The sequence below is a fragment of the Vreelandella profundi genome, assembly GCF_019722725.1.
Lineage (GTDB): Bacteria > Pseudomonadota > Gammaproteobacteria > Pseudomonadales > Halomonadaceae > Vreelandella > Vreelandella profundi.
Genome location: NZ_CP077941.1, coordinates 93,937 through 120,444 on the forward strand (window position 1 = coordinate 93,937; position 26,508 = coordinate 120,444).

36 protein-coding genes are annotated in these 26,508 nt (G+C 54.4%); 35 read left to right on the forward strand and 1 reads right to left on the reverse strand.

The window, feature by feature from the left end; genetic code table 11:
* Nucleotides 1-7: 7 nt before the first annotated feature.
* From rpoC to KUO20_RS00600, 35 genes are all read left to right on the forward strand, one after another.
* Entirely contained in the window at nt 8-4,222 is a 4,215-nt protein-coding gene (gene rpoC / locus KUO20_RS00430; protein ID WP_235040992.1) for a DNA-directed RNA polymerase subunit beta', read from the forward strand.
* A 238-nt stretch (nt 4,223-4,460) separates the two neighbouring features.
* Nucleotides 4,461-4,835: a 30S ribosomal protein S12 gene (gene rpsL / locus KUO20_RS00435; protein WP_008959173.1), complete on the forward strand. Its 375-nt coding sequence runs from the start codon at nt 4,461-4,463 to the stop codon at nt 4,833-4,835.
* A 132-nt stretch (nt 4,836-4,967) separates the two neighbouring features.
* Nucleotides 4,968-5,438 (forward strand): 30S ribosomal protein S7, encoded by a 471-nt coding sequence (rpsG, locus tag KUO20_RS00440; RefSeq protein ID WP_096276536.1) that lies wholly within the window; start codon nt 4,968-4,970, stop codon nt 5,436-5,438.
* Nucleotides 5,439-5,685: 247 nt separating this feature from the next.
* Nucleotides 5,686-7,809: an elongation factor G gene (fusA, locus tag KUO20_RS00445; RefSeq protein WP_235040993.1), complete on the forward strand. Its 2,124-nt coding sequence runs from the start codon at nt 5,686-5,688 to the stop codon at nt 7,807-7,809.
* A 29-nt stretch (nt 7,810-7,838) separates the two neighbouring features.
* Nucleotides 7,839-9,032, forward strand: a complete 1,194-nt coding sequence (gene tuf / locus KUO20_RS00450) for an elongation factor Tu (RefSeq protein ID WP_235040994.1) — start codon at nt 7,839-7,841, stop codon at nt 9,030-9,032.
* 159 nt (nt 9,033-9,191) lie between these two features.
* Nucleotides 9,192-9,503 carry a 30S ribosomal protein S10 gene (rpsJ, locus tag KUO20_RS00455; RefSeq protein WP_096276530.1) on the forward strand — a complete coding sequence of 104 codons (312 nt, stop codon included), beginning with the start codon at nt 9,192-9,194 and terminating at the stop codon, nt 9,501-9,503.
* Nucleotides 9,504-9,667: 164 nt separating this feature from the next.
* Entirely contained in the window at nt 9,668-10,306 is a 639-nt protein-coding gene (gene rplC / locus KUO20_RS00460; RefSeq protein WP_008959169.1) for a 50S ribosomal protein L3, read from the forward strand.
* Between the two features lie 16 nt (nt 10,307-10,322).
* Nucleotides 10,323-10,928: a 50S ribosomal protein L4 gene (rplD, locus tag KUO20_RS00465; RefSeq protein ID WP_235040995.1), complete on the forward strand. Its 606-nt coding sequence runs from the start codon at nt 10,323-10,325 to the stop codon at nt 10,926-10,928.
* Nucleotides 10,925-11,221: a 50S ribosomal protein L23 gene (rplW, locus tag KUO20_RS00470; protein WP_235040996.1), complete on the forward strand. Its 297-nt coding sequence runs from the start codon at nt 10,925-10,927 to the stop codon at nt 11,219-11,221. The genes rplD and rplW overlap by 4 nt, the downstream gene beginning before the upstream one ends.
* A 17-nt stretch (nt 11,222-11,238) precedes the next feature.
* A complete protein-coding gene (gene rplB, locus KUO20_RS00475) occupies nt 11,239-12,069 on the forward strand; it encodes a 50S ribosomal protein L2 (RefSeq protein WP_235040997.1) in 831 nt (276 codons plus the stop codon).
* A 33-nt stretch (nt 12,070-12,102) separates the two neighbouring features.
* Entirely contained in the window at nt 12,103-12,378 is a 276-nt protein-coding gene (rpsS, locus tag KUO20_RS00480; RefSeq protein WP_096276522.1) for a 30S ribosomal protein S19, read from the forward strand.
* An 18-nt stretch (nt 12,379-12,396) separates the two neighbouring features.
* A complete protein-coding gene (gene rplV, locus KUO20_RS00485) occupies nt 12,397-12,729 on the forward strand; it encodes a 50S ribosomal protein L22 (RefSeq protein WP_007112002.1) in 333 nt (110 codons plus the stop codon).
* 10 nt (nt 12,730-12,739) lie between these two features.
* Nucleotides 12,740-13,438 (forward strand): 30S ribosomal protein S3, encoded by a 699-nt coding sequence (gene rpsC / locus KUO20_RS00490; RefSeq protein WP_096276520.1) that lies wholly within the window; start codon nt 12,740-12,742, stop codon nt 13,436-13,438.
* Between the two features lie 15 nt (nt 13,439-13,453).
* Nucleotides 13,454-13,867, forward strand: coding sequence for a 50S ribosomal protein L16 (gene rplP, locus KUO20_RS00495; protein WP_235040998.1), 414 nt, complete (start codon nt 13,454-13,456; stop codon nt 13,865-13,867).
* Nucleotides 13,867-14,058, forward strand: coding sequence for a 50S ribosomal protein L29 (rpmC, locus tag KUO20_RS00500; RefSeq protein WP_096276518.1), 192 nt, complete (start codon nt 13,867-13,869; stop codon nt 14,056-14,058). Before rplP ends, rpmC begins: the two co-directional genes overlap by 1 nt.
* A gap of 1 nt (nt 14,059) precedes the next feature.
* Entirely contained in the window at nt 14,060-14,320 is a 261-nt protein-coding gene (gene rpsQ / locus KUO20_RS00505; RefSeq protein ID WP_096276515.1) for a 30S ribosomal protein S17, read from the forward strand.
* A 49-nt stretch (nt 14,321-14,369) separates the two neighbouring features.
* Complete coding sequence (gene rplN / locus KUO20_RS00510; RefSeq protein ID WP_096276513.1) at nt 14,370-14,741, forward strand: 50S ribosomal protein L14; 372 nt, start codon at nt 14,370-14,372, stop codon at nt 14,739-14,741.
* Between the two features lie 14 nt (nt 14,742-14,755).
* Nucleotides 14,756-15,070, forward strand: coding sequence for a 50S ribosomal protein L24 (gene rplX, locus KUO20_RS00515; protein ID WP_096276511.1), 315 nt, complete (start codon nt 14,756-14,758; stop codon nt 15,068-15,070).
* An 18-nt stretch (nt 15,071-15,088) separates the two neighbouring features.
* Nucleotides 15,089-15,628, forward strand: coding sequence for a 50S ribosomal protein L5 (gene rplE / locus KUO20_RS00520; protein WP_235040999.1), 540 nt, complete (start codon nt 15,089-15,091; stop codon nt 15,626-15,628).
* 10 nt (nt 15,629-15,638) lie between these two features.
* Entirely contained in the window at nt 15,639-15,944 is a 306-nt protein-coding gene (gene rpsN, locus KUO20_RS00525; RefSeq protein WP_096276506.1) for a 30S ribosomal protein S14, read from the forward strand.
* Nucleotides 15,945-15,976: 32 nt separating this feature from the next.
* Nucleotides 15,977-16,369 carry a 30S ribosomal protein S8 gene (gene rpsH / locus KUO20_RS00530; protein WP_096276504.1) on the forward strand — a complete coding sequence of 131 codons (393 nt, stop codon included), beginning with the start codon at nt 15,977-15,979 and terminating at the stop codon, nt 16,367-16,369.
* 9 nt (nt 16,370-16,378) lie between these two features.
* Nucleotides 16,379-16,909, forward strand: coding sequence for a 50S ribosomal protein L6 (gene rplF, locus KUO20_RS00535; protein WP_235041000.1), 531 nt, complete (start codon nt 16,379-16,381; stop codon nt 16,907-16,909).
* A 9-nt stretch (nt 16,910-16,918) separates the two neighbouring features.
* Nucleotides 16,919-17,269 carry a 50S ribosomal protein L18 gene (gene rplR, locus KUO20_RS00540; RefSeq protein ID WP_008959159.1) on the forward strand — a complete coding sequence of 117 codons (351 nt, stop codon included), beginning with the start codon at nt 16,919-16,921 and terminating at the stop codon, nt 17,267-17,269.
* Between the two features lie 11 nt (nt 17,270-17,280).
* Nucleotides 17,281-17,781, forward strand: a complete 501-nt coding sequence (gene rpsE, locus KUO20_RS00545) for a 30S ribosomal protein S5 (RefSeq protein WP_096276500.1) — start codon at nt 17,281-17,283, stop codon at nt 17,779-17,781.
* A 6-nt stretch (nt 17,782-17,787) separates the two neighbouring features.
* Nucleotides 17,788-17,970, forward strand: coding sequence for a 50S ribosomal protein L30 (rpmD, locus tag KUO20_RS00550; protein WP_096276498.1), 183 nt, complete (start codon nt 17,788-17,790; stop codon nt 17,968-17,970).
* Nucleotides 17,971-17,973: 3 nt separating this feature from the next.
* A complete protein-coding gene (gene rplO, locus KUO20_RS00555; protein ID WP_235041001.1) occupies nt 17,974-18,408 on the forward strand; it encodes a 50S ribosomal protein L15 in 435 nt (144 codons plus the stop codon).
* Nucleotides 18,409-19,740: a preprotein translocase subunit SecY gene (gene secY, locus KUO20_RS00560; protein WP_096276494.1), complete on the forward strand. Its 1,332-nt coding sequence runs from the start codon at nt 18,409-18,411 to the stop codon at nt 19,738-19,740.
* Nucleotides 19,741-19,807: 67 nt separating this feature from the next.
* Nucleotides 19,808-19,921, forward strand: a complete 114-nt coding sequence (rpmJ, locus tag KUO20_RS00565; protein WP_008959154.1) for a 50S ribosomal protein L36 — start codon at nt 19,808-19,810, stop codon at nt 19,919-19,921.
* Between the two features lie 124 nt (nt 19,922-20,045).
* Complete coding sequence (gene rpsM / locus KUO20_RS00570) at nt 20,046-20,402, forward strand: 30S ribosomal protein S13 (protein ID WP_096276492.1); 357 nt, start codon at nt 20,046-20,048, stop codon at nt 20,400-20,402.
* Between the two features lie 52 nt (nt 20,403-20,454).
* Nucleotides 20,455-20,841 carry a 30S ribosomal protein S11 gene (rpsK, locus tag KUO20_RS00575; RefSeq protein WP_096276490.1) on the forward strand — a complete coding sequence of 129 codons (387 nt, stop codon included), beginning with the start codon at nt 20,455-20,457 and terminating at the stop codon, nt 20,839-20,841.
* 12 nt (nt 20,842-20,853) lie between these two features.
* Entirely contained in the window at nt 20,854-21,474 is a 621-nt protein-coding gene (gene rpsD / locus KUO20_RS00580) for a 30S ribosomal protein S4 (RefSeq protein WP_096276488.1), read from the forward strand.
* Nucleotides 21,475-21,614: 140 nt separating this feature from the next.
* A complete protein-coding gene (locus KUO20_RS00585; protein WP_235041002.1) occupies nt 21,615-22,610 on the forward strand; it encodes a DNA-directed RNA polymerase subunit alpha in 996 nt (331 codons plus the stop codon).
* 39 nt (nt 22,611-22,649) lie between these two features.
* Nucleotides 22,650-23,036, forward strand: coding sequence for a 50S ribosomal protein L17 (gene rplQ, locus KUO20_RS00590; protein WP_235041003.1), 387 nt, complete (start codon nt 22,650-22,652; stop codon nt 23,034-23,036).
* Between the two features lie 341 nt (nt 23,037-23,377).
* Complete coding sequence (locus KUO20_RS00595) at nt 23,378-24,715, forward strand: D-alanyl-D-alanine carboxypeptidase family protein (protein WP_235041004.1); 1,338 nt, start codon at nt 23,378-23,380, stop codon at nt 24,713-24,715.
* A gap of 79 nt (nt 24,716-24,794) precedes the next feature.
* A complete protein-coding gene (locus tag KUO20_RS00600) occupies nt 24,795-25,670 on the forward strand; it encodes a DMT family transporter (protein ID WP_235041005.1) in 876 nt (291 codons plus the stop codon).
* An 8-nt stretch (nt 25,671-25,678) separates the two neighbouring features.
* Here KUO20_RS00600 and KUO20_RS00605 read toward each other — a convergent pair whose 3' ends face one another.
* Nucleotides 25,679-26,416 carry a DODA-type extradiol aromatic ring-opening family dioxygenase gene (locus KUO20_RS00605; RefSeq protein WP_235041006.1) on the reverse strand — a complete coding sequence of 246 codons (738 nt, stop codon included), beginning with the start codon at nt 26,414-26,416 and terminating at the stop codon, nt 25,679-25,681.
* Nucleotides 26,417-26,508 lie beyond the last annotated feature (92 nt).

The following is a 26,508-nucleotide window of genomic DNA, read 5'->3' on the forward strand; positions in this document are numbered from 1 at the left end:
CGTCCCCATGAAAGATTTGGTGAAAGTACTCAAATCGCAGTCTCAGTCCGAAGAATTTGACGCGATCAAGATTACCCTGGCGTCGCCGGACATGATTCGCTCCTGGTCGTTTGGCGAGGTGAAGAAGCCTGAGACCATTAACTACCGTACCTTTAAACCGGAGCGGGACGGCCTGTTCTGCGCCAAGATTTTTGGCCCGGTAAAGGACTACGAGTGCTTGTGCGGCAAATATAAGCGCATGAAGCATCGCGGTATTATCTGCGAAAAATGTGGCGTTGAAGTCACCAAAGCCGCCGTGCGCCGTGAGCGCATGGGGCACATTGAGCTTGCCTCACCGGTTGCTCACATTTGGTTTCTGAAGTCATTGCCGTCACGTATCGGCATGTTCCTCGATATGACGCTGCGTGATATCGAGCGCGTGCTGTATTTCGAAAGCTTTGTGGTGATCGATCCAGGCATGACCACGCTAGAGCGCGGTCAGCTGTTGAACGACGAGCAGTACTTCGAAGCGCTAGAAGAGTTTGGCGACGACTTTGATGCCCGCATGGGTGCCGAAGCCGTTCAAGAACTGCTGAAAGACATCGATCTGGAAGAAGAGATTAATCACCTGCGTGAAGAAATTCCGCAGACTAACTCCGAAACCAAGATCAAAAAGCTTTCTAAGCGCCTGAAACTGCTTGAAGCGTTCTACCACTCCGGCAACGCGCCGGCGTGGATGGTCATGGAAGTGCTGCCCGTGCTGCCGCCGGATCTTCGTCCGCTGGTACCGCTGGACGGTGGCCGCTTCGCGACCTCTGATCTGAACGACCTTTACCGTCGTGTGATCAACCGCAACAACCGTTTGAAGCGTCTGCTGGATCTTAATGCGCCGGATATCATCGTGCGCAACGAGAAACGCATGCTTCAGGAAGCCGTTGATGCGCTGCTCGATAACGGTCGTCGTGGCCGTGCGATCACGGGCTCTAATAAGCGTCCGCTGAAATCACTTGCCGACATGATCAAAGGTAAGCAGGGCCGTTTCCGTCAGAACTTGTTGGGTAAGCGCGTCGATTACTCTGGTCGTTCGGTGATTACCGTGGGCCCGACGCTGCGCCTGCACCAGTGTGGCCTGCCGAAGAAAATGGCGCTTGAGCTGTTCAAGCCGTTTATCTACTCGAAGCTTCAGTCGCTGGGCTATGCCTCAACGATTAAAGCCGCTAAGAAGATGGTTGAGCGCGAGCTGCCGGAAGTATGGGACATCCTTGCCGATGTTATCCGCGAGCACCCGGTACTGCTTAACCGTGCGCCGACGCTTCACCGTCTGGGTATCCAGGCGTTTGAGCCGCTGCTGATCGAAGGTAAAGCGATTCAGCTGCACCCGCTGGTCTGTGCTGCCTACAACGCCGACTTTGACGGTGACCAGATGGCGGTACACGTACCGCTGACGCTGGAAGCGCAGCTTGAAGCGCGTGCGCTGATGATGGCGACCAACAACGTGCTGTCGCCTGCTAACGGCGAGCCGATTATCGTACCGTCGCAAGACGTTGTTCTGGGTCTGTATTACATGACCCGCGAAAAGATCAACGCCAAAGGCGAGGGTATGGTGTTCTCTGACCTCAACGAGGTAGAGCGCGCCTTTGGTACTCAGTCGGTCGCGCTACACGCCCGTGTTAAGGTGCGTTTAGACGAGATTGACGTAGAAGAAGAAACCGGCAAGCGCAGCTTCCACCGCCGCATTTACGACACCACGGTGGGTCGTGCCATGCTGTTCCGTATTCTACCGGAAGGCGTGCCGTTCGAGCTGATTGATCAGCCGATGAAGAAGAAGGCGATTTCTAGTCTTATCAATGAAGTATACCGTCGCGCTGGTCTGAAGCCGGCCGTTATCTTCGCTGATCAGCTGATGTATACCGGCTTCCGTCTGGCTACTTGGTCAGGTGCCTCAATCGGTGTAAACGACTTCGTTATTCCCGAAGAGAAAACCGCGATTGTTGACGCCGCTGAAGCCGAAGTAAAAGAAATTGAAGACCAGTTCTCTTCTGGCCTGGTAACAGCGGGTGAGAAGTACAACAAGGTTATCGATATCTGGTCAAAGGCCAACGATAAAGTCGCCAAGGCGATGATGGTGGGTATCTCTAAAGAGACCGTCATCGATCGTGATGGCAACGAAGTTGAGCAGGATTCGTTTAACAGCGTTTTCATCATGGCTGATTCCGGGGCGCGTGGTTCTGCTGCCCAGATCCGTCAGCTGGCCGGTATGCGTGGCCTGATGGCCAAGCCCGATGGCTCGATCATCGAAACCCCGATCGTCGCCAACTTCCGTGAAGGTTTGAACGTACTCCAGTACTTCATCTCTACTCACGGTGCGCGTAAAGGTTTGGCGGATACGGCACTGAAAACGGCTAACTCCGGTTATCTGACTCGTCGTCTGGTCGACGTGGCGCAAGACTTGGTAATTACCGAAGTCGATTGCGACACCGAAAATGGTTTGACGCTGCACCCGATCATCGAAGGCGGCGACATCATTGTACCGCTCTCTCAGCGTGTGCTGGGTCGCGTGGTTGCACAAGAAGTCGTGCATCCGGGCACTGGCGAAATTTTGATTCCTCGCACAACGTTGCTGGATGAGAAGTGGTGTGCCGAGCTTGACACCATGGGTGTCGACGAAATTGTCGTGCGCTCCACCATTACATGTGAGACTTCTCACGGCGTATGTGCTTCTTGTTACGGTCGTGACTTGGCGCGTGGCCATCAGGTCAACATCGGTGAAGCAGTCGGCGTTATCGCTGCTCAGTCGATCGGTGAGCCGGGTACCCAGCTGACCATGCGTACGTTCCACATCGGTGGTGCGGCATCGCGTTCATCTGCGGTTGACAGCGTACAGGTTAAGCACGGCGGCAAGGTTCGCCTGCACAACATCAAGCACGTTGAGCGTGCCGACGGCAAGCTGGTAGTGGTTTCGCGGTCTAGCGCTTTGGCCGTTGCCGACGATCATGGGCGCGAGCGTGAGTACTACAAGCTGCCTTACGGTGCCGAGCTTTCCGTACGTGACGGTGATGTAGTCGACGCCGGTGCCATTGTTGCTAAATGGGATCCGCACACTCATCCCATCGTTGCTGAAGTAGAAGGTAAGGCGCAGTTTATCGATCTCGACGAAGGTGTCACCATGCACCGTAGCGTCGATGAGATGACGGGCCTGTCCTCTATTGAAGTTATCGAATCTGCGGCACGTCCGATCTCTGGTCGCGACAAGCGCCCGATGGTTATGCTGCAAGACAGCGCGGGCGAGTACGTGTCTGTTTCCGGTTCCAACACGCCGGTACAGTACCTGCTGCCAGGTAACTCGATTATTTCGGTCGATGACGGTGTCACTATCGGTGTGGGCGAAGTGGTTGCCCGTATTCCGGTAGAGGCCTCGGCTAACAAAGATATCACCGGTGGTCTGCCACGGGTTGCTGACTTGTTTGAAGCGCGTAAGCCGAAAGAGTCGTCTATCCTGGCGGAAATCAGCGGTGTTGTTAGCTTCGGTAAAGAGACCAAAGGTAAGCGTCGTCTGATGATTACCCCGGAATCTGGCGATCCGTTTGAAGCCTTGATTCCGAAATGGCGTCAAATCGCCGTCTTCGAAGGCGAAGCCGTCGAGAAGGGTGAAGTGATTTCTGATGGCCCGAGCAACCCTCACGATATCCTGCGTTTGCTGGGTGTTGAGGAACTTGCCAAGTACATCACTGCCGAAGTGCAGGACGTTTACCGTCTGCAGGGCGTAGGCATCAATGATAAGCACATCGAAGTTATCGTGCGTCAGATGCTGCGCAAGGTAGAGCTTACCGATTCAGGTGACTCTGATTTCATCACCGGCGACCAAGCTGAGCTGGTCCGCGTGTTGGAACAGAACATTCGTCTCGAAAAAGAGAAAAAATTCCCGGCTAAGTATCAGCGTATGCTGCTGGGTATCACCAAGGCCAGTTTGGCCACCGAGTCGTTCATCTCTGCCGCCTCCTTCCAGGAGACGACACGAGTACTGACCGAAGCAGCGGTGACCGGCAAGCGCGATTATTTGCGCGGCCTGAAAGAAAACGTGGTGGTTGGTCGTCTCATACCAGCAGGTACGGGTTTGACTCACCACGCAGAGCGTCGTCGCAAACGCGAAGACGTAGAGCAACTGCTCAATCCCTCGGCGACCGAGGTAGAGCAGGAGCTAGGTGCTCAGCTAACCGCTCTCGACTCTGACGATGAGCTGTAACGTTGACGCCAGAAAAAGTAAGTGAAGAAAGTACGTGAAGAAAGTAAGTGGAAAAGTAGGTAAAACGAATAGCTGACCTGAAAAGCGCAGTCTTGCCGGTTAAACCGCCGGCAAGGCTTGACGCCACCTAGGGTCAGCCTTTAGAATGCGCAGCCTTTAACAGTGGGGTGGGTGCGCCCGCATCCGCTGCTTGTATTTGTTAAAAGGCTAAGGCAACCATTGGAGTCAGCTAAACACCATGGCAACGATTAATCAGCTAGTGCGCAAGCCGCGCAAGCGCCCCGTCACCAAAAGTGACGTGCCAGCGCTGCAGGCCTGTCCGCAAAAACGCGGCGTATGTACGCGCGTTTACACTACCACCCCGAAGAAGCCTAACTCGGCCCTGCGTAAGGTTTGCCGTGTGCGCCTTACCAACGGTTTCGAAGTGTCTTCTTACATCGGTGGTGAAGGTCACAACCTTCAAGAACACTCTGTCGTTTTGATTCGTGGCGGCCGTGTAAAGGATTTGCCAGGTGTGCGTTATCACACCGTTCGTGGCGCCCTTGACACCTCCGGCGTTCAAAACCGTCGTCAGGGTCGTTCTAAATACGGTACTAAGCGTCCTAAGTCCTAAGCTTAGGGGTTGCTGAGTAACGTTTTTCACGAATTTGACGGTCTGATAAGAGTAAGGTCGGGCGCCGCGAGTAGTAATAGGCGCAGCACGAGTCCCGGGTTTACCTGAAAGATCCTTAATTGAGGGCTTATCATGCCTAGAAGAAGAGTAGTAGCTAAACGCGACATCCTGCCGGATCCTAAGTTCGGAAGTGAGCGTCTGGCGAAGTTCATGAACCACCTGATGGTCAGCGGCAAGAAGTCCATAGCTGAGCGTATCGTCTACGGTGCGTTGGACAAGGTTGCCGAGCGTAGTAAAGAAGATCCGCTGGAAATCTTCGACAAAGCGCTGGAAGCCATCCAGCCTATGGTCGAAGTGAAGTCGCGCCGCGTTGGTGGTGCGACCTATCAGGTGCCGGTTGAAGTTCGTCCGTCACGCCGTCAAGCGCTTGCAATGCGCTGGCTGGTAGACGCTGCGCGTCGTCGCGGTGAGAAAACCATGGTGCATCGTCTGGCGGGTGAAATGCTGGATGCTGCTGAAGGTAAAGGTTCTGCCGTTAAGAAGCGCGAAGACGTGCATCGCATGGCAGAAGCCAACAAAGCCTTCTCGCACTACCGTTTCTAGATTTCGCGTTTTTATAGTTTTTTTAAATTCAGCGTTTCTAAATTCGGCGTTTTTAAACTCGGCGTTTTTGAGTACGACGTTTTTAAGTTCGGGTTTATATATGCACGTAGTTCAGCATGCGAATGTACGCTGAGTCGCTGTGTTGCAATACTTAGCCGCTATCCTTCTAGGGTAGTGGCGGTAGCATAAGCCTCGCTTGCATGCGCCGCTAAATTAACGAGCATCGCCAACAAATGGGAGTTTCATCGTGGCACGCAAGACTCCACTGAATCGTTATCGCAATATCGGTATCGTTGCTCACGTTGACGCGGGTAAAACCACGACAACTGAGCGCGTACTGTTCTACACCGGCCTTTCCCACAAAGTGGGTGAAGTGCACGACGGTGCTGCGACGACAGATTGGATGGAGCAGGAGCAGGAGCGTGGTATCACTATCACCTCTGCTGCTGTTACCACCTTCTGGCAAGGCATGAGCAAGCAGTTTCCTGAGCACCGCATCAATATCATTGATACGCCTGGGCACGTTGACTTCACCATTGAAGTTGAGCGTTCTTTGCGTGTACTTGATGGTGCGGTGGTTGTGCTGTGTGGCTCTTCCGGCGTTCAGCCGCAGACCGAAACTGTATGGCGTCAAGCCAACAAGTATGAAGTTCCGCGCATGGTGTTCGTCAATAAGATGGACCGTACCGGCGCTGACTTCTTCATGGTTGTTGAGCAGCTTAAAGAGCGTCTAGGTGCTAACGCTGTGCCAATCCAGATTAACTGGGGCACGGAAGAAGACTTTAAAGGCGTTATCGACCTTATCCAGATGAAAGCCATCCTTTGGGATGAGGCAAGTCTGGGTATGAACTATGAGCTCGTCGATATTCCGGCTGAATTGCAAGAAACGGCTGAGAAGTATCGCGAAGAAATGGTTGAAGCCGCTGCCGAAGGCTCTGATGAGCTGATGGAGAAGTATCTCGACGGTACTGAACTCAGCATCGAAGAGATCAAGGCTGGTCTGCGCGCGCGTACTCTGCGTAATGACATCGTGCTGGTCACCTGTGGTTCTGCCTTTAAGAATAAGGGCGTTCAAGCAGTGTTGGACGGCATTATCGAATACATGCCTTCGCCGACTGAAGTTAAGGCGATCGAAGGTGAGCTTGACGATAAAGACGGTACTATTGCTACACGTATCGCCGATGACAGCGCACCGTTTGCGGCGCTGGCGTTCAAGATCGCGACCGACCCCTTCGTTGGTACGCTGACCTTTATCCGCGTCTATTCGGGTGTTCTGAAATCTGGTGACGGCGTTTATAACTCCGTTAAGCAGAAGAAAGAGCGCGTTGGCCGTATCGTTCAGATGCACGCTAACTCACGCGAAGAGATCAAAGAGATCCTGGCTGGCGATATCGCTGCCTGTATCGGTCTGAAAGACGTCACTACCGGTGATACCCTGTGCGACATCGATAACAAAATTGTTCTCGAGCGCATGGAGTTCCCGGATCCGGTTATCTCGGTTGCTGTCGAGCCGAAGACCAAGAGTGACCAAGAAAAGATGGGTGTTGCTCTGGGCAAATTGGCCCAGGAAGATCCTTCTTTCCAGGTTAAGACCGACGAAGAAACCGGCCAGACGATCATTTCTGGTATGGGTGAGCTTCACTTGGACATCATCGTTGACCGTATGCGTCGCGAGTTCAAGGTTGAAGCTAATATCGGTAAGCCTCAAGTAGCCTACCGCGAAACTATTCGCGGCAGCGTTGAGCAAGAAGGCAAGTTCGTACGTCAGTCCGGTGGTCGTGGTCAGTATGGTCACGTTTGGCTACGTATCGAGCCGCTGACTAAAGAAGAAAAGGGTGAAGGCGAAGACGAAATCTTCTTCAAATTCAACTCTGAAGTCGTGGGTGGTACGGTTCCTAAGGAATACATCCCCGCGGTTGAGAAGGGTGCTTATGAGCAGCTCAAAAACGGCGTCATCGCGGGTTACCCGATGATCGACGTTAAAGTGTCGCTGTTCGATGGCTCTTTTCACGACGTGGACTCTAACGAGACTGCGTTCAAGATTGCTTCTTCTATGGCCGTTAAAGAAGGTGCCAGGAAGGCCAAGGCCGTGCTGCTGGAGCCGGTGATGAAGGTCGAAATCGTGACCCCCGAAGAGTTTATGGGTGACGTCATGGGCGACCTGAGCCGTCGTCGCGGTCTGGTGCAGGGTATGGATGACTCTTCCGCAGGTAAAGTCATTCGTGCAACGGTGCCACTGGGTGAGATGTTCGGTTACGCAACCGACCTGCGCTCGCAATCCCAGGGCCGTGCGAGCTACTCTATGGAGTTCTCGAAGTACGAGGAGGCGCCCTCCAGCGTCGTTGAAGCCGTCATCAATCAAAACGGTTAACCGTTAGCTAACGTAAAGAGGTTATAGCAGTGGCTAAGGAAAAATTTGAACGTTCCAAACCGCACGTCAACGTCGGCACCATTGGTCACGTCGACCACGGTAAAACGACTCTGACAGCGGCCCTAACCCGCGTGTCTGCTGAAGTTTTCGGCGGCGACTGGAGCGAGTTTTCGTCTATCGATAACGCTCCTGAAGAACGCGAGCGCGGTATCACGATCGCTACGTCACACGTGGAATACCAGTCAGAAATGCGCCACTACGCGCACGTTGACTGCCCAGGACACGCTGACTACGTCAAGAACATGATCACCGGTGCTGCGCAGATGGACGGCGCGATCCTGGTATGTTCTGCCGCTGATGGCCCGATGCCGCAAACGCGCGAGCACATCTTGCTGTCTCGTCAGGTTGGCGTACCGTTCATCGTTGTGTTCCTGAACAAAGCGGACATGGTTGATGACGAAGAGCTGCTCGAACTGGTAGAGATGGAAGTTCGTGAGCTCCTCGACCAGTACGACTTCCCGGGCGACGACACGCCGATCATCACTGGTTCTGCGCTGATGGCGTTGAACGGTGAAGATGAGAACGGCATGGGTACTACCGCCGTTGCTAATCTGATCAAAGCTCTGGATGAGTACATTCCTGAGCCAGAGCGTGCTATCGACCAGCCGTTCCTGATGCCGATCGAAGACGTGTTCTCTATCTCTGGCCGCGGTACTGTTGTAACCGGTCGTGTAGAGCGCGGTATCGTGAAAGCGGGCGAAGAAGTTGAAATCGTCGGTATTCGTGACACCACTAAAACGATCGTAACGGGCGTTGAAATGTTCCGCAAACTGCTCGACGAAGGTCGTGCTGGTGAGAACGTTGGCGCCCTGCTACGTGGTACTAAGCGTGATGACGTTGAGCGTGGTCAAGTACTGGCCAAGCCAGGCAGCATTCATCCGCACACTACCTTCGAAGCAGAAGTTTACGTTCTGTCCAAAGAAGAAGGTGGTCGTCATACGCCTTTCTTCAAGGGCTACCGTCCTCAGTTCTACTTCCGTACCACCGATGTAACGGGTACCTGTGAACTGCCGGAAGGTGTTGAAATGGTCATGCCTGGTGACAACGTGCAAATGGTTGTTACCTTGATCGCTCCGATTGCCATGGACGACGGTCTACGCTTCGCAATTCGCGAAGGTGGTCGTACTGTCGGTGCTGGCGTTGTAGCTAAGATCGTCAAGTAAGCTTTTTACTTGAATGATGAAGGGGGCTCTGATGAGCCCCCTTTTCTGCGCACCATCAGCAAATGTTTGACATGGGCTTGTGGCGTGCCTATAATGCGCATCCTTTGAATGCGTGGGTAGACGGCTCGCGCCGTCGACATCCATTGGAGTTTAGGGCAAATGCAGAACCAAAAGATTCGCATTCGGTTGAAAGCGTTCGACCATCGCCTGATCGATCAGTCCACAGCGGAGATTGTTGAAACCGCTAAGCGTACTGGTGCTCAGGTTCGTGGGCCGATCCCGCTGCCAACCAACCGTGAGCGCTTCACCATTCTGATCTCGCCGCACGTCAATAAAGATGCGCGCGATCAGTATGAGATTCGTACTCACAAGCGTGTGCTCGACATCGTTGAGCCGACTGAGAAAACTGTTGATGCACTGATGAAGCTCGATCTCGCCGCTGGCGTAGACGTGCAAATCAAGCTCAACTAATTACACTAGTCACTTTGCGGCCCAGCGCTCATCGCTTGTTTTAGACAAGCTTAGTATGAGCAGCAGCCGCTCACGCCGTGAGGCGCAATACAATGTGCTAGTGGAATGCTCTGGAAAGGGCAGCCATAGCGGGTGATAGCCCCGTACACTATAGGAGACTGAGTATGACTATCGGTTTAGTCGGTAAAAAGGCCGGGATGACCCGTGTCTTTACCGAAGACGGCGCGTCTGTGCCCGTAACCGTTATTGAAGTTGATCCTAATCGTGTTACACGCGTTAAATCTGTCGAGTCTGACGGTTACGCAGCGATTCAGGTCACATCTGGTTCTCGTAAAGCCAAGCACCTCACCAAAGCGCAAGCTGGACAGTTTGCCAAGGCGGGTGTTGAGGCTGGTCGTGCACTGATGGAATTCCGTCTTGCAGAAGGCGAAACGATTCCTGAGGTGGGTGGCGAAATCACCGTATCCCTCTTCGAAGCTGGTCAAATGGTTGACGTGACTGGCACCTCTAAGGGTAAAGGCTTCCAGGGTGCTGTTAAGCGCTGGAATTTCCGTACCCAAGACATGACTCACGGTAACTCTCTGTCGCATCGCGCGCCGGGTTCCATCGGCATGTGTCAGACTCCGGGTCGCGTTTTCAAAGGCAAAAAGATGGCCGGTCAAATGGGTAACGCCCGTTGCACCGTTCAAAGCCTTGAGATCGTCCGTGTCGACGCCGAGCGTAACTTGCTGCTGATCAAAGGCGCAGTACCGGGTGCTCCCGGTAGTGACGTTATCGTTCGCAGCGCCGTGAAAGCTGGCTGATAGGGGATAATTACCAATGAATCTGAATCTTGCTGCAGGCACGGGTACCGTTGAAGTAGCCGACGCCACTTTTGGCAAAGAATTCAACGAAGCGCTCGTTCACCAGGTGGTTACTGCCTATTTGGCTGGTGGTCGTCAGGGAACTCGCGCACAAAAGAGTCGTTCCGACGTTCGTGGCGGTGGTAAAAAGCCTTGGCGTCAGAAAGGCACCGGTCGTGCACGTGCCGGTACTATCCGCTCTCCGCTATGGCGTAGCGGCGGCGTAACCTTCGCGGCTCGTCCGCAAGACTACACCCAGAAGGTTAACCGCAAGATGTACCGCGCAGCGATGCGCTCCATCCTGTCTGAACTAGTACGTCAAGAGCGCCTAGTCGCGATTGAAGAGTTCAGCGTTGATGCGCCTAAGACCAAGCAGGTAGCTGCCAAGCTGAAAGAGCTCAACCTTGAGAAAGTGTTGATCGTCACTGAAGAAGTTGACGAGAAGCTCTATTTGGCCGCACGCAACCTTCCCCACGTTGACGTGGTGGATGTCGCGGCAGCTGACCCGGTAAGTCTGGTAGCCTTTGATAAGGTCCTGATTACCGTCTCCGCCCTGCGTAAATTCGAGGAGAAGCTGGCATGAACCAGGAACGCGTATTCAAGGTTCTGCTTGGACCGCACGTGACCGAAAAGGCCGCGATGGCAGCCGAGCGCAACCAGTACGTTTTCAAGGTGGCACGCGATGCTACCAAGCCCGAGATCAAGAAAGCCGTTGAAACACTTTTCGGCAAGAAGGTCGGCAGTGTTCAAGTGCTGAACATGAAGGGTAAAACGAAGCGTACTGCGAACGGCGTTGGCCTACGTAAGGGTTACCGCAAAGCGTATGTGACCCTGGCTGCGGGTGAAACGCTCGAAGACTTCTCAGGCGCCGAATAAGGGCAGGAGTACGGATAATGGCAATCGTCAAGACCAAACCAACTTCCGCCGGTCGTCGCCACGTCGTCAAGATCGTTGGCGAGGAACTGTTCAAGGGTCGTGCTTATGCACCGCTTTTGGAAAAACAGTCCAAGTCCGGTGGCCGTAATAATAACGGTCGCATCACCACTCGCCACGTAGGCGGTGGTCATCGTCAACACTATCGGTTGATGGATTTCAAACGTACCAAAGATGGCGTTCCAGCCACCGTTGAGCGTTTAGAGCACGATCCCAACCGCAGTGCGCACATTGCGCTGCTGAAGTATGCTGATGGTGAGCGTCGTTACATCATTGCACCTAAAGGTGTCAGCGCGGGTGACGTGCTGGAATCTGGTGTTAATGCGCCGATCAAGAAAGGCAATGCATTGCCGCTGCGTAACGTCCCTTTGGGTTCTACGGTGCACTGCATCGAACTCAAGCCGGGCAAAGGTGCGCAGATTGCTCGCAGTGCCGGTACAAGCGCCCAGTTGGTAGCTCGTGAAGGTAACTACGCCACGCTACGTCTTCGCTCTGGCGAAATGCGTAAAGTGTTGGCAGAGTGCCGCGCGACGTTGGGCGAGGTGAGCAACTCTGAGCACAGCCTGCGTCAACTTGGCAAGGCCGGTGCGAAGCGCTGGAGAGGCGTGCGTCCGACTGTTCGCGGTGTCGCGATGAACCCGGTGGATCACCCACACGGTGGTGGCGAAGGCCGCACCAGTGGTGGTCGTCACCCGGTCTCCCCATGGGGTGTGCCGACTAAGGGTTACAAGACGCGTAAGAACAAGCGCACCGACAAGCTGATCATCCGTCGTCGTAATAAGACGCGCTGATCTAAATTGCCAAGACATTAAGAGGTAACGGCTGTGCCACGTTCACTAAAGAAAGGTCCCTTCATTGACCTTCATCTTTTGAAGAAGGTAGAGGCTGCAGTGGAGAAGAACGATCGCAAACCGATCAAGACTTGGTCGCGTCGTTCAATGATCCTGCCAAACATGGTAGGCCTCACTATCGCTGTCCATAATGGTCGTCAACACATCCCGGTGCACGTATCCGAGGAAATGGTTGGCCACAAATTGGGCGAATTCGCTGCTACTCGCACTTATCGCGGGCATGCTGCGGATAAAAAAGCCAAACGGTAAGCCAGAGAGGATTGAGAGATGGAAGTCACAGCTAAGCTGCTTGGCGCTCGTTTATCCGCCCAGAAGGCCCGTTTGGTGGCTGACCAGGTGCGCGGTAAACCTGTCGCCGAGGCACTCGACCTGCTGACCTTCTCACCAAAGAAGGCTGCTAAGCTGGTTAAGAAGGTGCTGCAATCCGCCATTGCAAACGCGGAAGAAAATAACGGCATGGATATTGACGAGCTGCGTGTCTCGACCATCTGCGTCGATGAGGGCATGACACTCAAGCGTATCAAGCCGCGTGCCAAAGGGCGTGCGGATCGTATCTTGAAGCGCACGTGCCACATCACCGTCAAGGTAGCCGAGAAGTAGGAGTCGACCGATGGGTCAGAAAGTCAATCCAACAGGCATTCGACTGGGCATCGTCAAAGACCATGCTTCTGTCTGGTATGCTGAGCGCGGCGCTTACGCCGATAAGCTCAATAACGATCTCGAAGTGCGTAGCTTCTTGGAAGAGCGTCTTAAAAGCGCTTCCGTGAGCCGCATCCACATCGAGCGTCCGGCTAACAATGCCCGCATCACCATTCACACCGCCCGTCCGGGTATTGTGATTGGTAAGAAAGGTGAAGATGTCGACCGTCTGCGTCGCGATCTCACCACGATGATGGGTGTTCCCGTGCATGTGAACATCGAAGAAGTTCGCAAGCCGGAGCTGGATGCCAAGCTAGTCGCTGCTAACGTAGCGGGTCAGCTTGAGCGTCGCGTGATGTTCCGTCGTGCTATGAAGCGCGCGGTACAAAACGCAATGCGTCTTGGCGCTGGTGGCATCAAGATTCAGCTGTCAGGTCGTCTTGGTGGCGCTGAAATCGCACGTACCGAATGGTACCGCGAAGGTCGCGTTCCGTTGCACACGTTGCGTGCGGATATCGACTACGCCACTTACGAAGCTCACACCACCTATGGCGTTATCGGCGTCAAAGTGTGGATCTTCAAGGGTGAAATCCTCGGCGGTATCGAGGAAGTACGTGCCAAGGCCAAACAGCCTGCCGGCAACGCGCCCAAGAAGAAAGGTTCCAGGTAAGGGGAGAGCGAGTCGATGTTACAGCCCAAGCGTATGAAATTCCGCAAGATGATGAAAGGCCGCAACCGTGGCCTGGCGCATCGCGGAAGCAAGATCAGCTTCGGGGAATACGGCCTTAAAGCTACCGGTCGCGGCCGCATCACTGCGCGTCAGATCGAAGCAGGCCGTCGTGCGATCACACGTCACGTTAAGCGTGGCGGTAAAATCTGGATCCGCGTCTTCCCTGATAAGCCGATCTCTAAGAAGCCGCTCGAAGTTCGTATGGGTAAAGGTAAAGGTTCTGTTGAGTACTGGGTTGCCCAGATCCAACCGGGTCGGGTCCTTTATGAAATAGAAGGCGTGTCGGAAGAGCTCGCTCGTGAAGCGTTTGATCTTGCCGCACAGAAAATGCCCTTATCCACCACCTTTGCGAAACGGACGGTGATGTGATGAAAGCCCAGGAAATTCGTGAAAAGTCCGCAGGAGAGCTCCAGGAGCAACTCCTCGAACTCCTCCGCGAGCAGTTTAACCTGCGCATGCAGAAGGCCACTGGCCAACTGAGCCAGACTCATCTGCTCAAGCAGGTCCGTCGGGATATTGCCCGCGTTAAGACTATGCTCAACGAGAAGGCAGGTGATTGAGATGGCCGAAGAGAAAACAACGCGTACGCTCACCGGTAAAGTGGTGAGCGATAAGATGGACAAGTCCATCGTCGTTATGATCGAGCGGCGCGAGCGTCACCCGATCTACGGAAAATACGTTAAGCGCTCCACCAAGCTGCACGCCCATGATGAGGCGAACCAGGCAAAGGCAGGCGATACGGTTTCCATTCAGGAGTGCCGTCCGCTTTCCAAGAAGAAAGCCTGGACGCTCGTCGAGGTGGTTGAACACGCCAAGGGTTAATCCCGAGGCTGTCCAATCAGTGTAGTCAGATTAGGTTTGGAGAAAACCGATGATTCAGACTCAGACAATGCTGGACGTCGCCGACAACAGCGGAGCGCGCCGGGTGCAATGCATCAAGGTGTTAGGCGGTTCACACCGTCGCTACGCTCGTATAGGTGATGTCATCAAGGTCACGGTTAAGGAAGCGATTCCGCGTGGCAAGGTCAAAAAAGGCCAGGTGCTAAAAGCGGTCGTGGTCCGGACCCGTAGTGGCGTCCGTCGTCCCGACGGTTCGCTCATCCGTTTCGATGGAAATGCGGCAGTTTTGTTGAATAACACCAACGAACAGCCAATCGGTACCCGTATTTTTGGGCCGGTGACTCGTGAACTTCGTAATGAAAAGTTCATGAAGATCATTTCCTTAGCGCCTGAAGTGCTGTAAGGAGCGAGGCGGATATGCAAAAGATCAAACGTGACGATGAAGTCATCGTCATCGCCGGGAAGGACAAAGGCAAACGTGGCACTGTTAAGCGGGTATTAGAAAGCCGCTTCTTGGTGTCCGGTGTGAACATGATTAAACGTCACACCAAGCCAAATCCCATGGCGGGTAATCAGGGCGGTATCGTCGAGCGTGAGGCTCCGATTCACGCGTCCAACGTAGCCATCTTCAATTCGGAGACCGGTAAGGCGGATCGCGTCGGCTTCCAGGTGAAGGAAGACGGTACCAAGGTACGTATCTACAAGTCGACGCAGACGCAGATCGACGCCTAACGCGAGTCGGGTAGCAAAATGGCGAACTTGAAAGAACGTTATCAAAACGAGGTAGCAGCTCAACTCAAAGAAGAGTTTAGCTATGCCAACGTTATGCAGGTACCCCGGATCACGAAAGTGACTCTGAATATGGGTGTCGGCGAAGCAGTCAACGATAAAAAGTTGATTGACAATGCCATCGGCGACCTAGAGAAACTCTCTGGTCAAAAACCGTTGGTGACCAAGGCACGTAAGTCCATCGCGGGCTTTAAGGTGCGCGAAGGTTGGCCAATCGGCATCAAGGTAACACTGCGCGCTGAGCGTATGTGGGACTTCTTGGACCGTTTGGTTTACATCGCGATTCCCCGCGTGCGTGACTTCCGTGGTCTCAACCCGAAGTCCTTCGACGGTCGCGGCAACTATTCTATGGGTGTGCGTGAGCAGATCATCTTCCCGGAGATCGAGTATGATAAAATCGATCGCATCCGTGGGTTGGACGTCACTATCACTACTACCGCCAAAACCGATGAGGAAGGTCGCGCGCTGCTAGCGGCGCTGAACTTCCCCTTCAAGAAATAAGGGTGGGATCATGGCTAAGAAAAGTATGATAGAGCGTGAGCTCAAACGTACGCAATTGGTGGCGAAGTATGCCACCAAGCGTGCCGAGCTCAAGAAGATCATCTCAGGCGTTGATTCGTCTGAGGAAGACCGCTTCGAGGCGACGCTGAAGCTGCAGCAACTGCCGCGCGACTCAAGCCCGGTGCGTCAGCGTAACCGCTGCCGCATCACTGGTCGCCCGCACGGTTTTTACAACAAGTTCGGCCTCGGCCGTAACAAGCTGCGTGAAGCCGCCATGCGTGGCGACGTCCCTGGACTCAAAAAGTCCAGTTGGTAACGCCACGTAGAATCATCAGGAGCGCACATTAAATGAGCATGCAAGATACTCTAGCGGATATGATAACTCGTCTCCGCAATGCGCAGATGGCCACCAAGGAGACGGCTACCATGCCGTCCTCCAAGTTGAAAGTGCAAGTGGCCCGAGTGCTAAAGGAAGAAGGCTACATTGCCGACTTTACGGTTGCAGAGGGTGTTAAGCCTGAACTGACCGTGACTCTCAAATACTTTGAGGGTAAGCCGGTTATTGAGCATATTCAGCGGGTTTCCAAGCCGTCCCTGCGCCGCTATATGGGCAAGGACAACCTGCCTAAGGTCGCCGATGGTCTTGGTATTGCGATTGTCACTACGTCAAGTGGTGTCATGACCGATCGTGCCGCGCGCCAAGCCGGTGTGGGTGGCGAAGTCATCTGCACCGTATTCTAGGAGGCTGGAATGTCCCGCATAGCGAAATATCCGGTTAAAGTGCCTGCTGGCGTTGATGTTAAAATCAATGCTGACCAGCTGACCGCCAAAGGCGGCCAGGGCACGCTATCTTTGACCATCCACTCAGATGTAGTGGTCGGTCAAGAAGATGGCCAGCTGACCTTCGCCCCGAGCGAATCTGCCAAGAGCTGGGCAATGGCCGGTACTACCCGCGCCTTAGTTCAGAACCTGGTAACGGGCGTATCCGAGGGTTTCACAAAATCCCTCGAAATTGTTGGCGTCGGTTATCGTGCCCAAGTTAAGGGCCAGACGCTCAATCTTTCACTGGGCTTCTCGCACCCGGTCGACTACGAACTGCCTGAAGGTGTCTCAGCGGAAACGCCGAAAAACACCGTGATCGTGCTGAAAAGCGCGAACAAGCAGCAGCTCGGTCAGTGCGCCGCGGAAATCCGCGCTTTCCGTCCGCCTGAGCCGTATAAAGGCAAGGGTGTACGGTACGCCGACGAGCAGGTGCGTCGCAAAGAAGCCAAGAAGAAGTAAGGCAGGGTTATGAACGCGAAGAAAGAATCTCGTCTCCGTCGTGCCCGCCGCGCTCGCGCAAAGATCCGCGAGCTGGGCGTGTATCGCCTGTGCGTCAACCGTACCCCGCGTCACATCTATGCGCAGATTATCTCGCCGGATGGTGGCAAAGTGCTAGCCAGTGCTTCTACGCTGGACAAAGCGCTGCGCGAGGGTGCGACCGGTAACTCAGATGCTGCCTCTAAAGTAGGTGCACTGATTGCCGAACGCGCTAAAGAAGCAGGCATCACCCAGGTGGCCTTCGACCGTGCTGGCTTTAAGTATCACGGCCGCGTCAAGGCTCTGGCCGACGCCGCACGTGAAGGCGGCCTGGAATTCTAAAGGGTTTTACGATGGCGAAGAACGAACAGCAAAGCGGTGATCTGCAAGAGAAGTTGGTGCAGGTCAACCGCGTCGCCAAGGTGGTCAAAGGTGGTCGTATTTTCGGCTTCACCGCACTGACCGTCGTTGGTGATGGTAAAGGTCGTGTCGGTTTCGGTCGTGGCAAGGCGCGTGAAGTGCCTGTCGCAATCCAGAAAGCGATGGATCAAGCTCGTCGCAACATGGTCAAGGTGAACCTTGCTGGCCACACGCTGCAGTACCCGATTAAAGCCCGTCACGGTGCTTCTAAGGTGTACATGCAGCCGGCTTCCGAAGGTACCGGTATCATTGCCGGTGGCGCCATGCGCTCTGTATTAGAGCTCGCCGGTGTCCACGATGTACTGGCCAAGTGCTACGGTTCCACCAACCCGGTTAACGTGGTTCGAGCGACTGTTAAAGGTCTCTCTTCCATGCAAGCACCGGAAGACATTGCCGCTAAGCGCGGTCTGTCTGTCGACGCGATCACGGGGTAAGACACCATGGCAGCAACGATCAAGTTTACTCAGATCCGCAGCACCATCGGCATTTTGCCTAAGCACAAGGCCACTATGAAAGGCCTGGGTCTGCGTCGCATCGGTCAGACGGTTGAACTGGAAGACACCCCTGCCGTACGCGGCATGATCAACAAGGTTAACTACCTTGTGCGCGTTGAGGGAGAGTAATCCATGAAACTTAATACCTTAAGCCCAGCACCGGGCTCCAAACACGCTGCAAAGCGCGTTGGTCGTGGTATCGGTTCCGGTCTTGGTAAGACCGGTGGCCGTGGTCACAAAGGTCAGAAATCACGCAGTGGCGGTAGCGTCAAGCCTGGTTTCGAAGGCGGTCAGATGCCTTTGCAGCGTCGTTTGCCGAAATTCGGTTTTACGTCTGCAAAATCACTAGTATCTGAAGAAGTACGCCTGGCCGAACTTGCTAAAGTAGCCGATGGTGAAGTCACCATGGCCACTTTGAAGCAAGCCAACGTGCTGAAGGACTCTACGCTACACGCGAAGATCATCCTTTCTGGCGAATTGAAAACGGCAGTTACCGTTCGCGGAATCAAGGTCACCAAAGGTGCCCGTGAAGCGATCGAAGCTGCTGGCGGCAAGGTAGAGGACTAAATGGCCAAGTCAGGAAAAATGCCGGCGATGGGCAGCGGTCTGAGTGAACTGTGGGCGCGTTTGCGCTTCGTGCTCCTCGCCATCGTGGTGTACCGTATTGGTGCCCACATTCCCGTTCCCGGTATCAATCCTGACCAGCTTGCTGCCTTGTTTAGGGAGCAACAGGGTACTATCTTGGGCATGTTTAACATGTTCTCGGGTGGTGCTCTGGAGCGCATGAGCGTCCTCGCCCTGGGCATTATGCCCTACATTTCGGCGTCGATTATCATGCAGCTCATGACTGCGGTCTCCCCTCATCTTGAGCAGCTCAAGAAAGAGGGTGAGGCTGGCCGCCGCAAGATTAGCCAGTACACCCGCTACGGCACGGTGATACTGGCGTTTGTCCAGGCTACCGGCATGTCCGTCGGTCTGGCTAGCCAAGGTATCGCGTACAGCGCTGACTTCAGCTTCTTCTTCACCGCCGTGGTTACATTTGTATCAGGCGCGGTGTTTATGATGTGGCTAGGTGAGCAAATTACCGAGAAGGGTATCGGCAACGGTATTTCGCTGCTGATCTTCGCGGGTATTGTCGCTGGGCTACCTAGTGCCGTGGGCCAAGCCTTTGAGCTTGCCCGTAACGAAGGCGCTTGGAATGTTCTGCCGCTGTTAGCGTTGTCTGTGTTAGGTATTGCGACTGTCGCCTTCGTAGTTTTCATTGAGCGCGGCCAACGCCGTCTCAAAGTTAACTACCCGCGGCGTCAGGTAGGCAATAAGATGTATGCAGGCCAAAGCAGTTACCTGCCTTTGAAGGTTAATATGGCTGGTGTTATTCCGGCTATCTTTGCCTCCAGTATTCTACTCTTCCCGGCCTCTATTGGTCAGTGGGTAGGTGCCGGTGAAGGTATGGAGTGGTTGCAGCGTGCATCCCAGGCATTAGGTCCAGGTCAACCGCTTTACATCTTGCTTTTCGCGGCGGCAGTGGTATTCTTCTGCTTCTTTTACACAGCGCTGGTCTTCAACCCCAAGGATGTGGCTGACAATCTTAAAAAGTCAGGCGCTTTCCTGCCGGGCATTCGCCCCGGCGAGCAGACCGCTCGCTATATCGACAAGGTCATGACACGCTTGACCCTGTTCGGTGCCTTGTATATCACTGCGGTTTCCTTGATGCCCCAGTTCTTGATTGTGGCGTGGAACGTGCCGTTCTTTTTCGGCGGTACCTCGTTGTTAATCGTAGTCGTGGTCATCATGGACTTCATGGCCCAGGTGCAGTCGCATCTCATGTCGCATCAGTATGACTCAGTGATGAAGAAGTCCAACCTGAAAGGCTACGGTAGCGGCGGTATCATGCGCTGAGGCGCCGCCCACCCCTATTAAGTTAGTGAAGGGGGCGAGCCGCGAGCCGGTTTTTGGAGAAAGATCGATGAAAGTTCGAGCTTCCGTAAAGAAAATGTGCCGTAACTGTAAGATCATTCGTCGCAATGGCGCTGTCCGCGTCATTTGTAGCGAACCACGGCACAAACAGCGCCAGGGTTAATACCTCTGGGTTGTTTTAAGCGGGTGCCAGCATACCCCTTGCCTTCGGGCAAATGAAGGGGTATGCTGTTGCGCCTTTTGTAGATGAATAAACGAGCAAGCCGCTCAAATTTCGGAGTAAGCTGATGGCCCGTATTGCAGGCGTCAATATCCCGGACAACAAGCATGCGGCGATCTCGCTGACCTATATCTTCGGGATTGGCCGTACTCGTGCTGAGCATATCTGTGCAGCAGCCGGTATTGCCATTACTGCCAAGATCCAGGATCTGTCTTCTGAAGAAGTCGACACCCTGCGTTCTGAAGTTGGTAAGTACACCGTAGAAGGCGACCTTCGTCGTGATGTTACGCTTAATATTAAGCGTCTCATGGACTTAGGTTGCTACCGTGGTCTGCGTCATCGTCGTAGTCTTCCGCTGCGTGGTCAGCGGACTAAGACTAACGCGCGCACCCGTAAGGGCCCGCGTAAGCCGATCCGCAAATAATACGCCGGCTCTTTAATAGAGAGCCGGTGTAACGACAGGAATAGACATCAACATGGCTAACCCGCGTAGTAACCGTAAAAAGGTTAAAAAGCAGGTAGTGGACGCGATTGCGCATATCCATGCCTCTTTTAACAACACGATCGTGACGATCACAGACCGCCAGGGCAATGCGCTTTCTTGGGCAACTGCCGGTGGTTCGGGTTTTCGTGGTTCTCGCAAGAGCACCCCGTTCGCTGCTCAAGTGGCAAGTGAACGTGCAGCAACTGCTGCAGCCGAGTATGGTGTGAAAAACGTAGACGTACTGGTTAAAGGCCCAGGGCCCGGTCGTGAATCCGCCGTGCGTGCACTTAACGCCGCCGGCTTCCGCGTGCAAAGCATCACAGACGCGACGCCCATTCCTCACAATGGCTGCCGTCCGCCTAAGAAACGCCGCGTTTAAGGAGACAGATTCATGGCTCGTTATATTGGACCGAAGTGCAAACTGTCTCGTCGTGAAGGCACCGATCTCTTTTTAAAGAGTGGCGTGACTCCCTTCGAGAAAAAGTGTAAATCCGAGCAAATCCCGGGTGTACACGGCCAGCGTCGTCAACGTCTTTCAGACTACGGCTTGCAGCTTCGCGAGAAGCAAAAAGTACGTCGCATGTATGGCGTACTCGAAAAGCAGTTCCGCAACTACTACAAAGAAGCTGCTCGCCTGAAAGGCGCGACCGGTGAAGTATTGTTGCAGTTGTTAGAATCCCGACTGGATAACGTCGTCTATCGTATGGGCTTTGGCTCGACTCGCTCTGAAGCGCGTCAGCTAGTAAGCCACAAGGCGATTTCCGTGAATGGACGTACCGTTAACGTGGCTTCCTATCAGGTTAAGCCAGGTGACGTTGTTTCCATTCGCGAAAAGGCGAAGAACCAAGCACGTATTCAAAGCGCACTGTCCATTGCGGCAAACCGTGGCGATATCGTTTGGATCGAGATCGACGCCAAGAAGATGGAAGGCACTTTCAAGGCTCTGCCTGAACGCGGTGACCTGACTGCCGACATCAACGAAAACCTGATCGTCGAGCTGTACTCCAAGTAAGCAGCGTTAATTAAGTAAGAGTCTGCTTCTTGAAGCCCGGACGGGTAGCGTAGCTCTCCGTCCGGTTGCTCTTGAGTACATGCTCTTGAGCCTATGCTCTTGAGACTGAGTATCCGTTTGGCAGCCTGAAAGGTGTTCATATGCAGCGTTCAGTGACAGAGTTTCTCCGCCCTCGCGACATCAAGGTCGAAGAAATCAGCGCACATCACGCCAAAATCGTACTCGAACCGTTCGAGCGCGGATTTGGTCACACCCTTGGGAATGCACTGCGTCGCATTCTGCTTTCGTCTATGCCCGGCTGTGCCGTGGTAGAGGCTGAAATTGCCGGTGTAGAGCATGAGTACAGTGCGCTCGAAGGGGTGCAGGAAGATGTTATTGAAATCCTCCTGAACTTGAAAGATGTTGCGATCAAGATGCACAGCCGCGATGAGGCGGTGCTCACGCTGAACAAGCAGGGCCCAGCCGTCGTCACCGCAGGCGACATTGCGCTTGATCATAGCGTCGAAATCGTCAACCCGGACCACGTCATTGCTCATGTCAATGAAGGTGCCGAGCTGAAAATTCAGCTTAAGGTAGCGCTGGGTCGTGGCTACGAACCGGCTGACGCCCGCGGCTCTGATGAAGAGTCACGTGCTATTGGCCGCCTGCAGCTGGATGCCACCTTCAGCCCTGTCCGCCGCGTTTCCTACTCGGTTGAGGCCGCTCGTGTTGAGCAGCGCACCGACCTCGATAAGCTAATTATCGATTTGGAAACCGACGGTACCCTGGATCCGGAAGAGGCTATCCGTCGCAGTGCGACCATTCTGCAAGAGCAGCTGGCCGCCTTCGTCGACCTGGAAGCTGATAAAGAACAGGAAGTCGAAGAAGAAGAGGATCACGTTGATCCAATTCTATTGCGCCCCGTAGACGATCTTGAGTTGACCGTTCGTAGCGCGAACTGCCTAAAAGCCGAGAATATTTATTACATTGGTGATTTGATTCAGCGCACAGAAGTTGAGCTGTTGAAGACGCCGAACCTCGGTAAAAAGTCTTTGAATGAAATCAAAGATGTATTGGCGGCGCGCAGCTTGTCCCTCGGCATGCGGTTGGAAAATTGGCCACCGGCAAGCCTGAAGGACGACAAGGCCTCCGCGTGAGTGTCGACTTGAGTCCCAGTTTGGTAAGGAATTACAACCATGCGTCATCGTAAGAGTGGTCGTCATCTGAATCGTACCAGCTCGCATCGTCAGGCAATGTTTAAAAACATGTCTGTCTCGCTGGTCGAGCATGAAGTCATTAAGACAACCCTGCCGAAAGCCAAGGAACTGCGTCGCGTTATCGAGCCGCTGATCACCTTGTCTAAGCAGGATAGCGTTGCAAACCGTCGCTTGGCGTTTGCCCGTACGCGTTCTAAAGAAGTGGTCGGCAAACTGTTCAACGAATTAGGTCCGCGTTACGCTGAGCGTCCGGGTGGTTACATCCGTATTCTTAAGTGCGGTTTCCGCACCGGCGACAACGCGCCTATGGCGTATGTTGAGCTAGTTGATCGTCCCGTTGTTGAAGAAGCCGCAGCAGAAGAGTAATCCTCTGTCGTTAGCGTCTTGAATAGCGAATGAAAACCGACCCTCTTGGGTCGGTTTTTTTTATGCCTATCAGCTAACACTCTCCAGGTGAGCAGGCGTGGGTATATACTCGGCATATTATAGATAGCCAAAATGACTACTTTGCCGCCATGGGAAAGCCTTGCGTTGCGCCTTGAGTGTGGCATGGTAGTGAACCAGTAGAATCTATCAATCAGTCGAAACTAACGATCAGTCGAAACAATGGGCTAGTACGAGCGCGTTGATAACGAGCAAGGGGCAGAGGCATGTATGCGAGGGTAAAACACGCTGTCGGTAGAGCATCGGCGGCATGGGCAGTGAGTATGGGGCTACTACTTATGCTGTCATTGATCACAAGCGCTCACGCTGACAATCCTCGCTATGCGGGCATTGTGGTCGATTTAGATAATGGCGAAGTGCTGTATGCCGAAAATATCGATGATCAGCGCTATCCTGCATCGCTTACTAAAATGATGACGCTGTATTTGACCTTTGAAGCGCTTCAAGCCGGTACCCTGCGTATTGACCAGCCCTTGCCCGTTTCTAGCTTTGCCGCTGCTAAGCCAGCCGTAAAGCTCTGGCTGGCGGCGGGTAGCTCTATTCCTGTTGATACCGCCATACGTGCACTGGCGGTACGTTCGGCTAACGATGTCGCTGCGGTGATAGCCGAAGCGCTAGGCGGCACCGAAGAGCGCTTCAGTGACATGATGACCACCAAAGCGCGTGAACTAGGCATGCACGGCACGACCTTTCGCAATGCCTCCGGTTTGCCGGATGACGGCCAGGTGACTACCGCGCGCGATATGCTGACGCTTTCTGTGCGCGTGATGCAGGATTTCCCTCAGTACTATCATTATTTTGGCCTGCAAGAGTTCACGTATCGTGGCACTCGGCATACCAGCCACAATCGCTTAGTGCGTGACTACCCAGGGGCTGATGGTCTTAAGACCGGGTTTATTCGTGCCTCTGGTTTTAACGTGGCAACGACGGCCGTGCACGGCAATCGCCGGCTGATGGCTGTTGTGATGGGCGGCTTTTCCGCTCAGTCTCGCGACACGCATATGGCTAACTTGCTCGACCGCAGCTTTTTGCGCGCATCGCTACGCGATCAGCAAAACTGGATGGCGAGCACCAATGTCGCCCAGGAATTTATGACGTTTGGGCCCACCGCGTTGATGCCGCCCCAGCCGGTTTCACCGCCTGCGCCGCGCCAGCCTATGTTGGCTGTCGTGGAAACCGTGCCGTCGCCCGCTCCCTCTTCCTCTCTGTCTTCAGCGCCCGCGCGAGATCTCGATGCGCAGCTGGCCGATGTGTCGAGCATACAGCGCCCCAGCGAGCAGCAAACCACGCAGCAGCGCGATCCCTTACAGGCTTTTATTGAGCGTGAGCAGCAGATGGCGTCGGTATCTGAAGCCGGTGGCAGTTGGGGAATCCAGGTAGGCGCGTTTAGCCAAGAAATGCAGGCAAGGCAGCTTGCCCAGCAGGCGGCGCAGCGGGTAGACCAAAGCGTTGGTGGCCGTGTTGAAGTAGACACCATCGCTGGTCAAACACCGGTTTACCGAGCCCGCTTAGTCGCGCTCGATGAGCAGCGTGCGCGTCAGGCCTGCCGCCAGCTAAACTCTCAAGGCATGGACTGCATGGTAGTCAACGCCAGCTTATAGCGCGTTGCACTGGCACATCACCCCGCCAATCTTCGTTGGCGGGGTTTTTTTTTAGGTAGTTAATGAAAAGGAGGCTGCAGTGACAACGTCGTTGAAAGGCATTCTCAGCATGTGTCTGGGCGTATTTTTTCTAGCGATGGGTGACGCCGTCGCCAAGTGGCTTGGTGAGGTGCACTCGCCCCTGCAGATTATTTTCTTTCGCACGCTGATATCACTGCCGCTGATCGCGCTGCTGGCCTATTTCTCGGGAGGGCTGCGTACACTGGGTACTCGCAGGCCGGGGATGCATGCCGTACGAGGTTTGATTTATACCGGCACCATGGTGTTCTTTGTAGTGGGCTTAACACTGCTCCCACTGGCCGAGGCGACGGCGATTGCATTTGTAGCGCCGCTATTTGTCACGCTGCTGTCGGTGCCTTTGCTTGGCGAGCGAATTGCGCCGCCGGTGCTAGCCGCCTCGCTGGTGGGTTTTATCGGTGTGCTGGTGGTGGTTCGCCCGGGGGGCGGTGCCTTTCAAATAGGCACGCTCAGCATGATAGCGGCGGCCGTGTTTTATGCGCTTATGATGATTACAGCGCGTCGCTACGGTGCTCGCGAGCACCTCTGGGCCATGGTGTTTTATGTCACGCTAGTGCCGTTCTTAGTCACCGCAGTGAGTTTGCCTTGGGTGTGGCAAACGCCCCAGCTTTGGCACTGGGCAGGTTTCATGGCATCGGGCGTGCTCGGCGTGGCGGCAACGGTGTTTATCACCCTGGCCTTTCGGTTTGCTCCGGCGGCTATCGCCGCACCGTTTGATTACACCGCCATGCTTTGGGCCGTGATACTGGGCTGGTGGTTTTGGGGTGAAATGCCGGACATCTGGGTGTGGGTGGGCAGCGTCTTGATTGTGGGTAGTGGCATTGCCGTGGCGTACTACGACCGTCGGACTACTTTAAAACGCCGCCCAACTTCTTAGCCGGGCGCTCAAGCAAACTGATAAACATCCATCGCCAGCACGCCGTGCTCAACGCTGTGATGTAGCTGGGTTGCCTCGTTACCGGCGCCCATTGCGACAAGCAGCGGTTGAAAGTGCTCTGGCGTAGGGTGGTTCCTATTGGCCTGCGGAGCCTTTTCCCAGTGCAGCAGCGCGTCACGATCATTGGCAACTATATGGGTGCTCACCCAGCTTGAAAACTCATCTACCCAGGCGGGCATTTGACTGCCCATCGGCATCAGCTCATACAGGTTATGGGTCAGGCTGCCTGAGCCAATAATCAAAATATCTTCTTCTCGCAGTGACGACAGCCGTTCGCCGAGTGCGACAAGCTCGGTATTCCCCCAATGCACGGGCAATGATAGTGAAACGACGGGCACATCGGCAGCCGGAAACATCAATGAAAGTGGCACCCAGGCACCGTGATCCATACCACGCTCTACTCGCTCGGCACCCAGCAACAGCGCCAGCCGTTCGGCCAGCTCAGGGTCGCCTGACGCAGGGTACTGGCATTCGAAAAGCGCCCGTGGGAAGCCTTTGAAATCATGAATCGTTTCTGGCTTGGCGGTCGTGCTGACCTTGAGTGACGAACTCTCCCAGTGTGCCGATATCACGATGACGGCGTTAGGCGAGAGCCGCTTGCCCAGTTCGCGTAGAAAGGCATGCGCAGGGGTTTTATTAAGCGCCAGCATAGGTGAGCCGTGGGAAATAAACAGGCTAGGTAACATGAGTGGTTCTCCATCGCAGTGCCAGCGCTAGCGGTAAGCAAGCGCTGGCGATAACGTTAGGCAAAGCGGCGATCTAACACCCAGCGCCCACT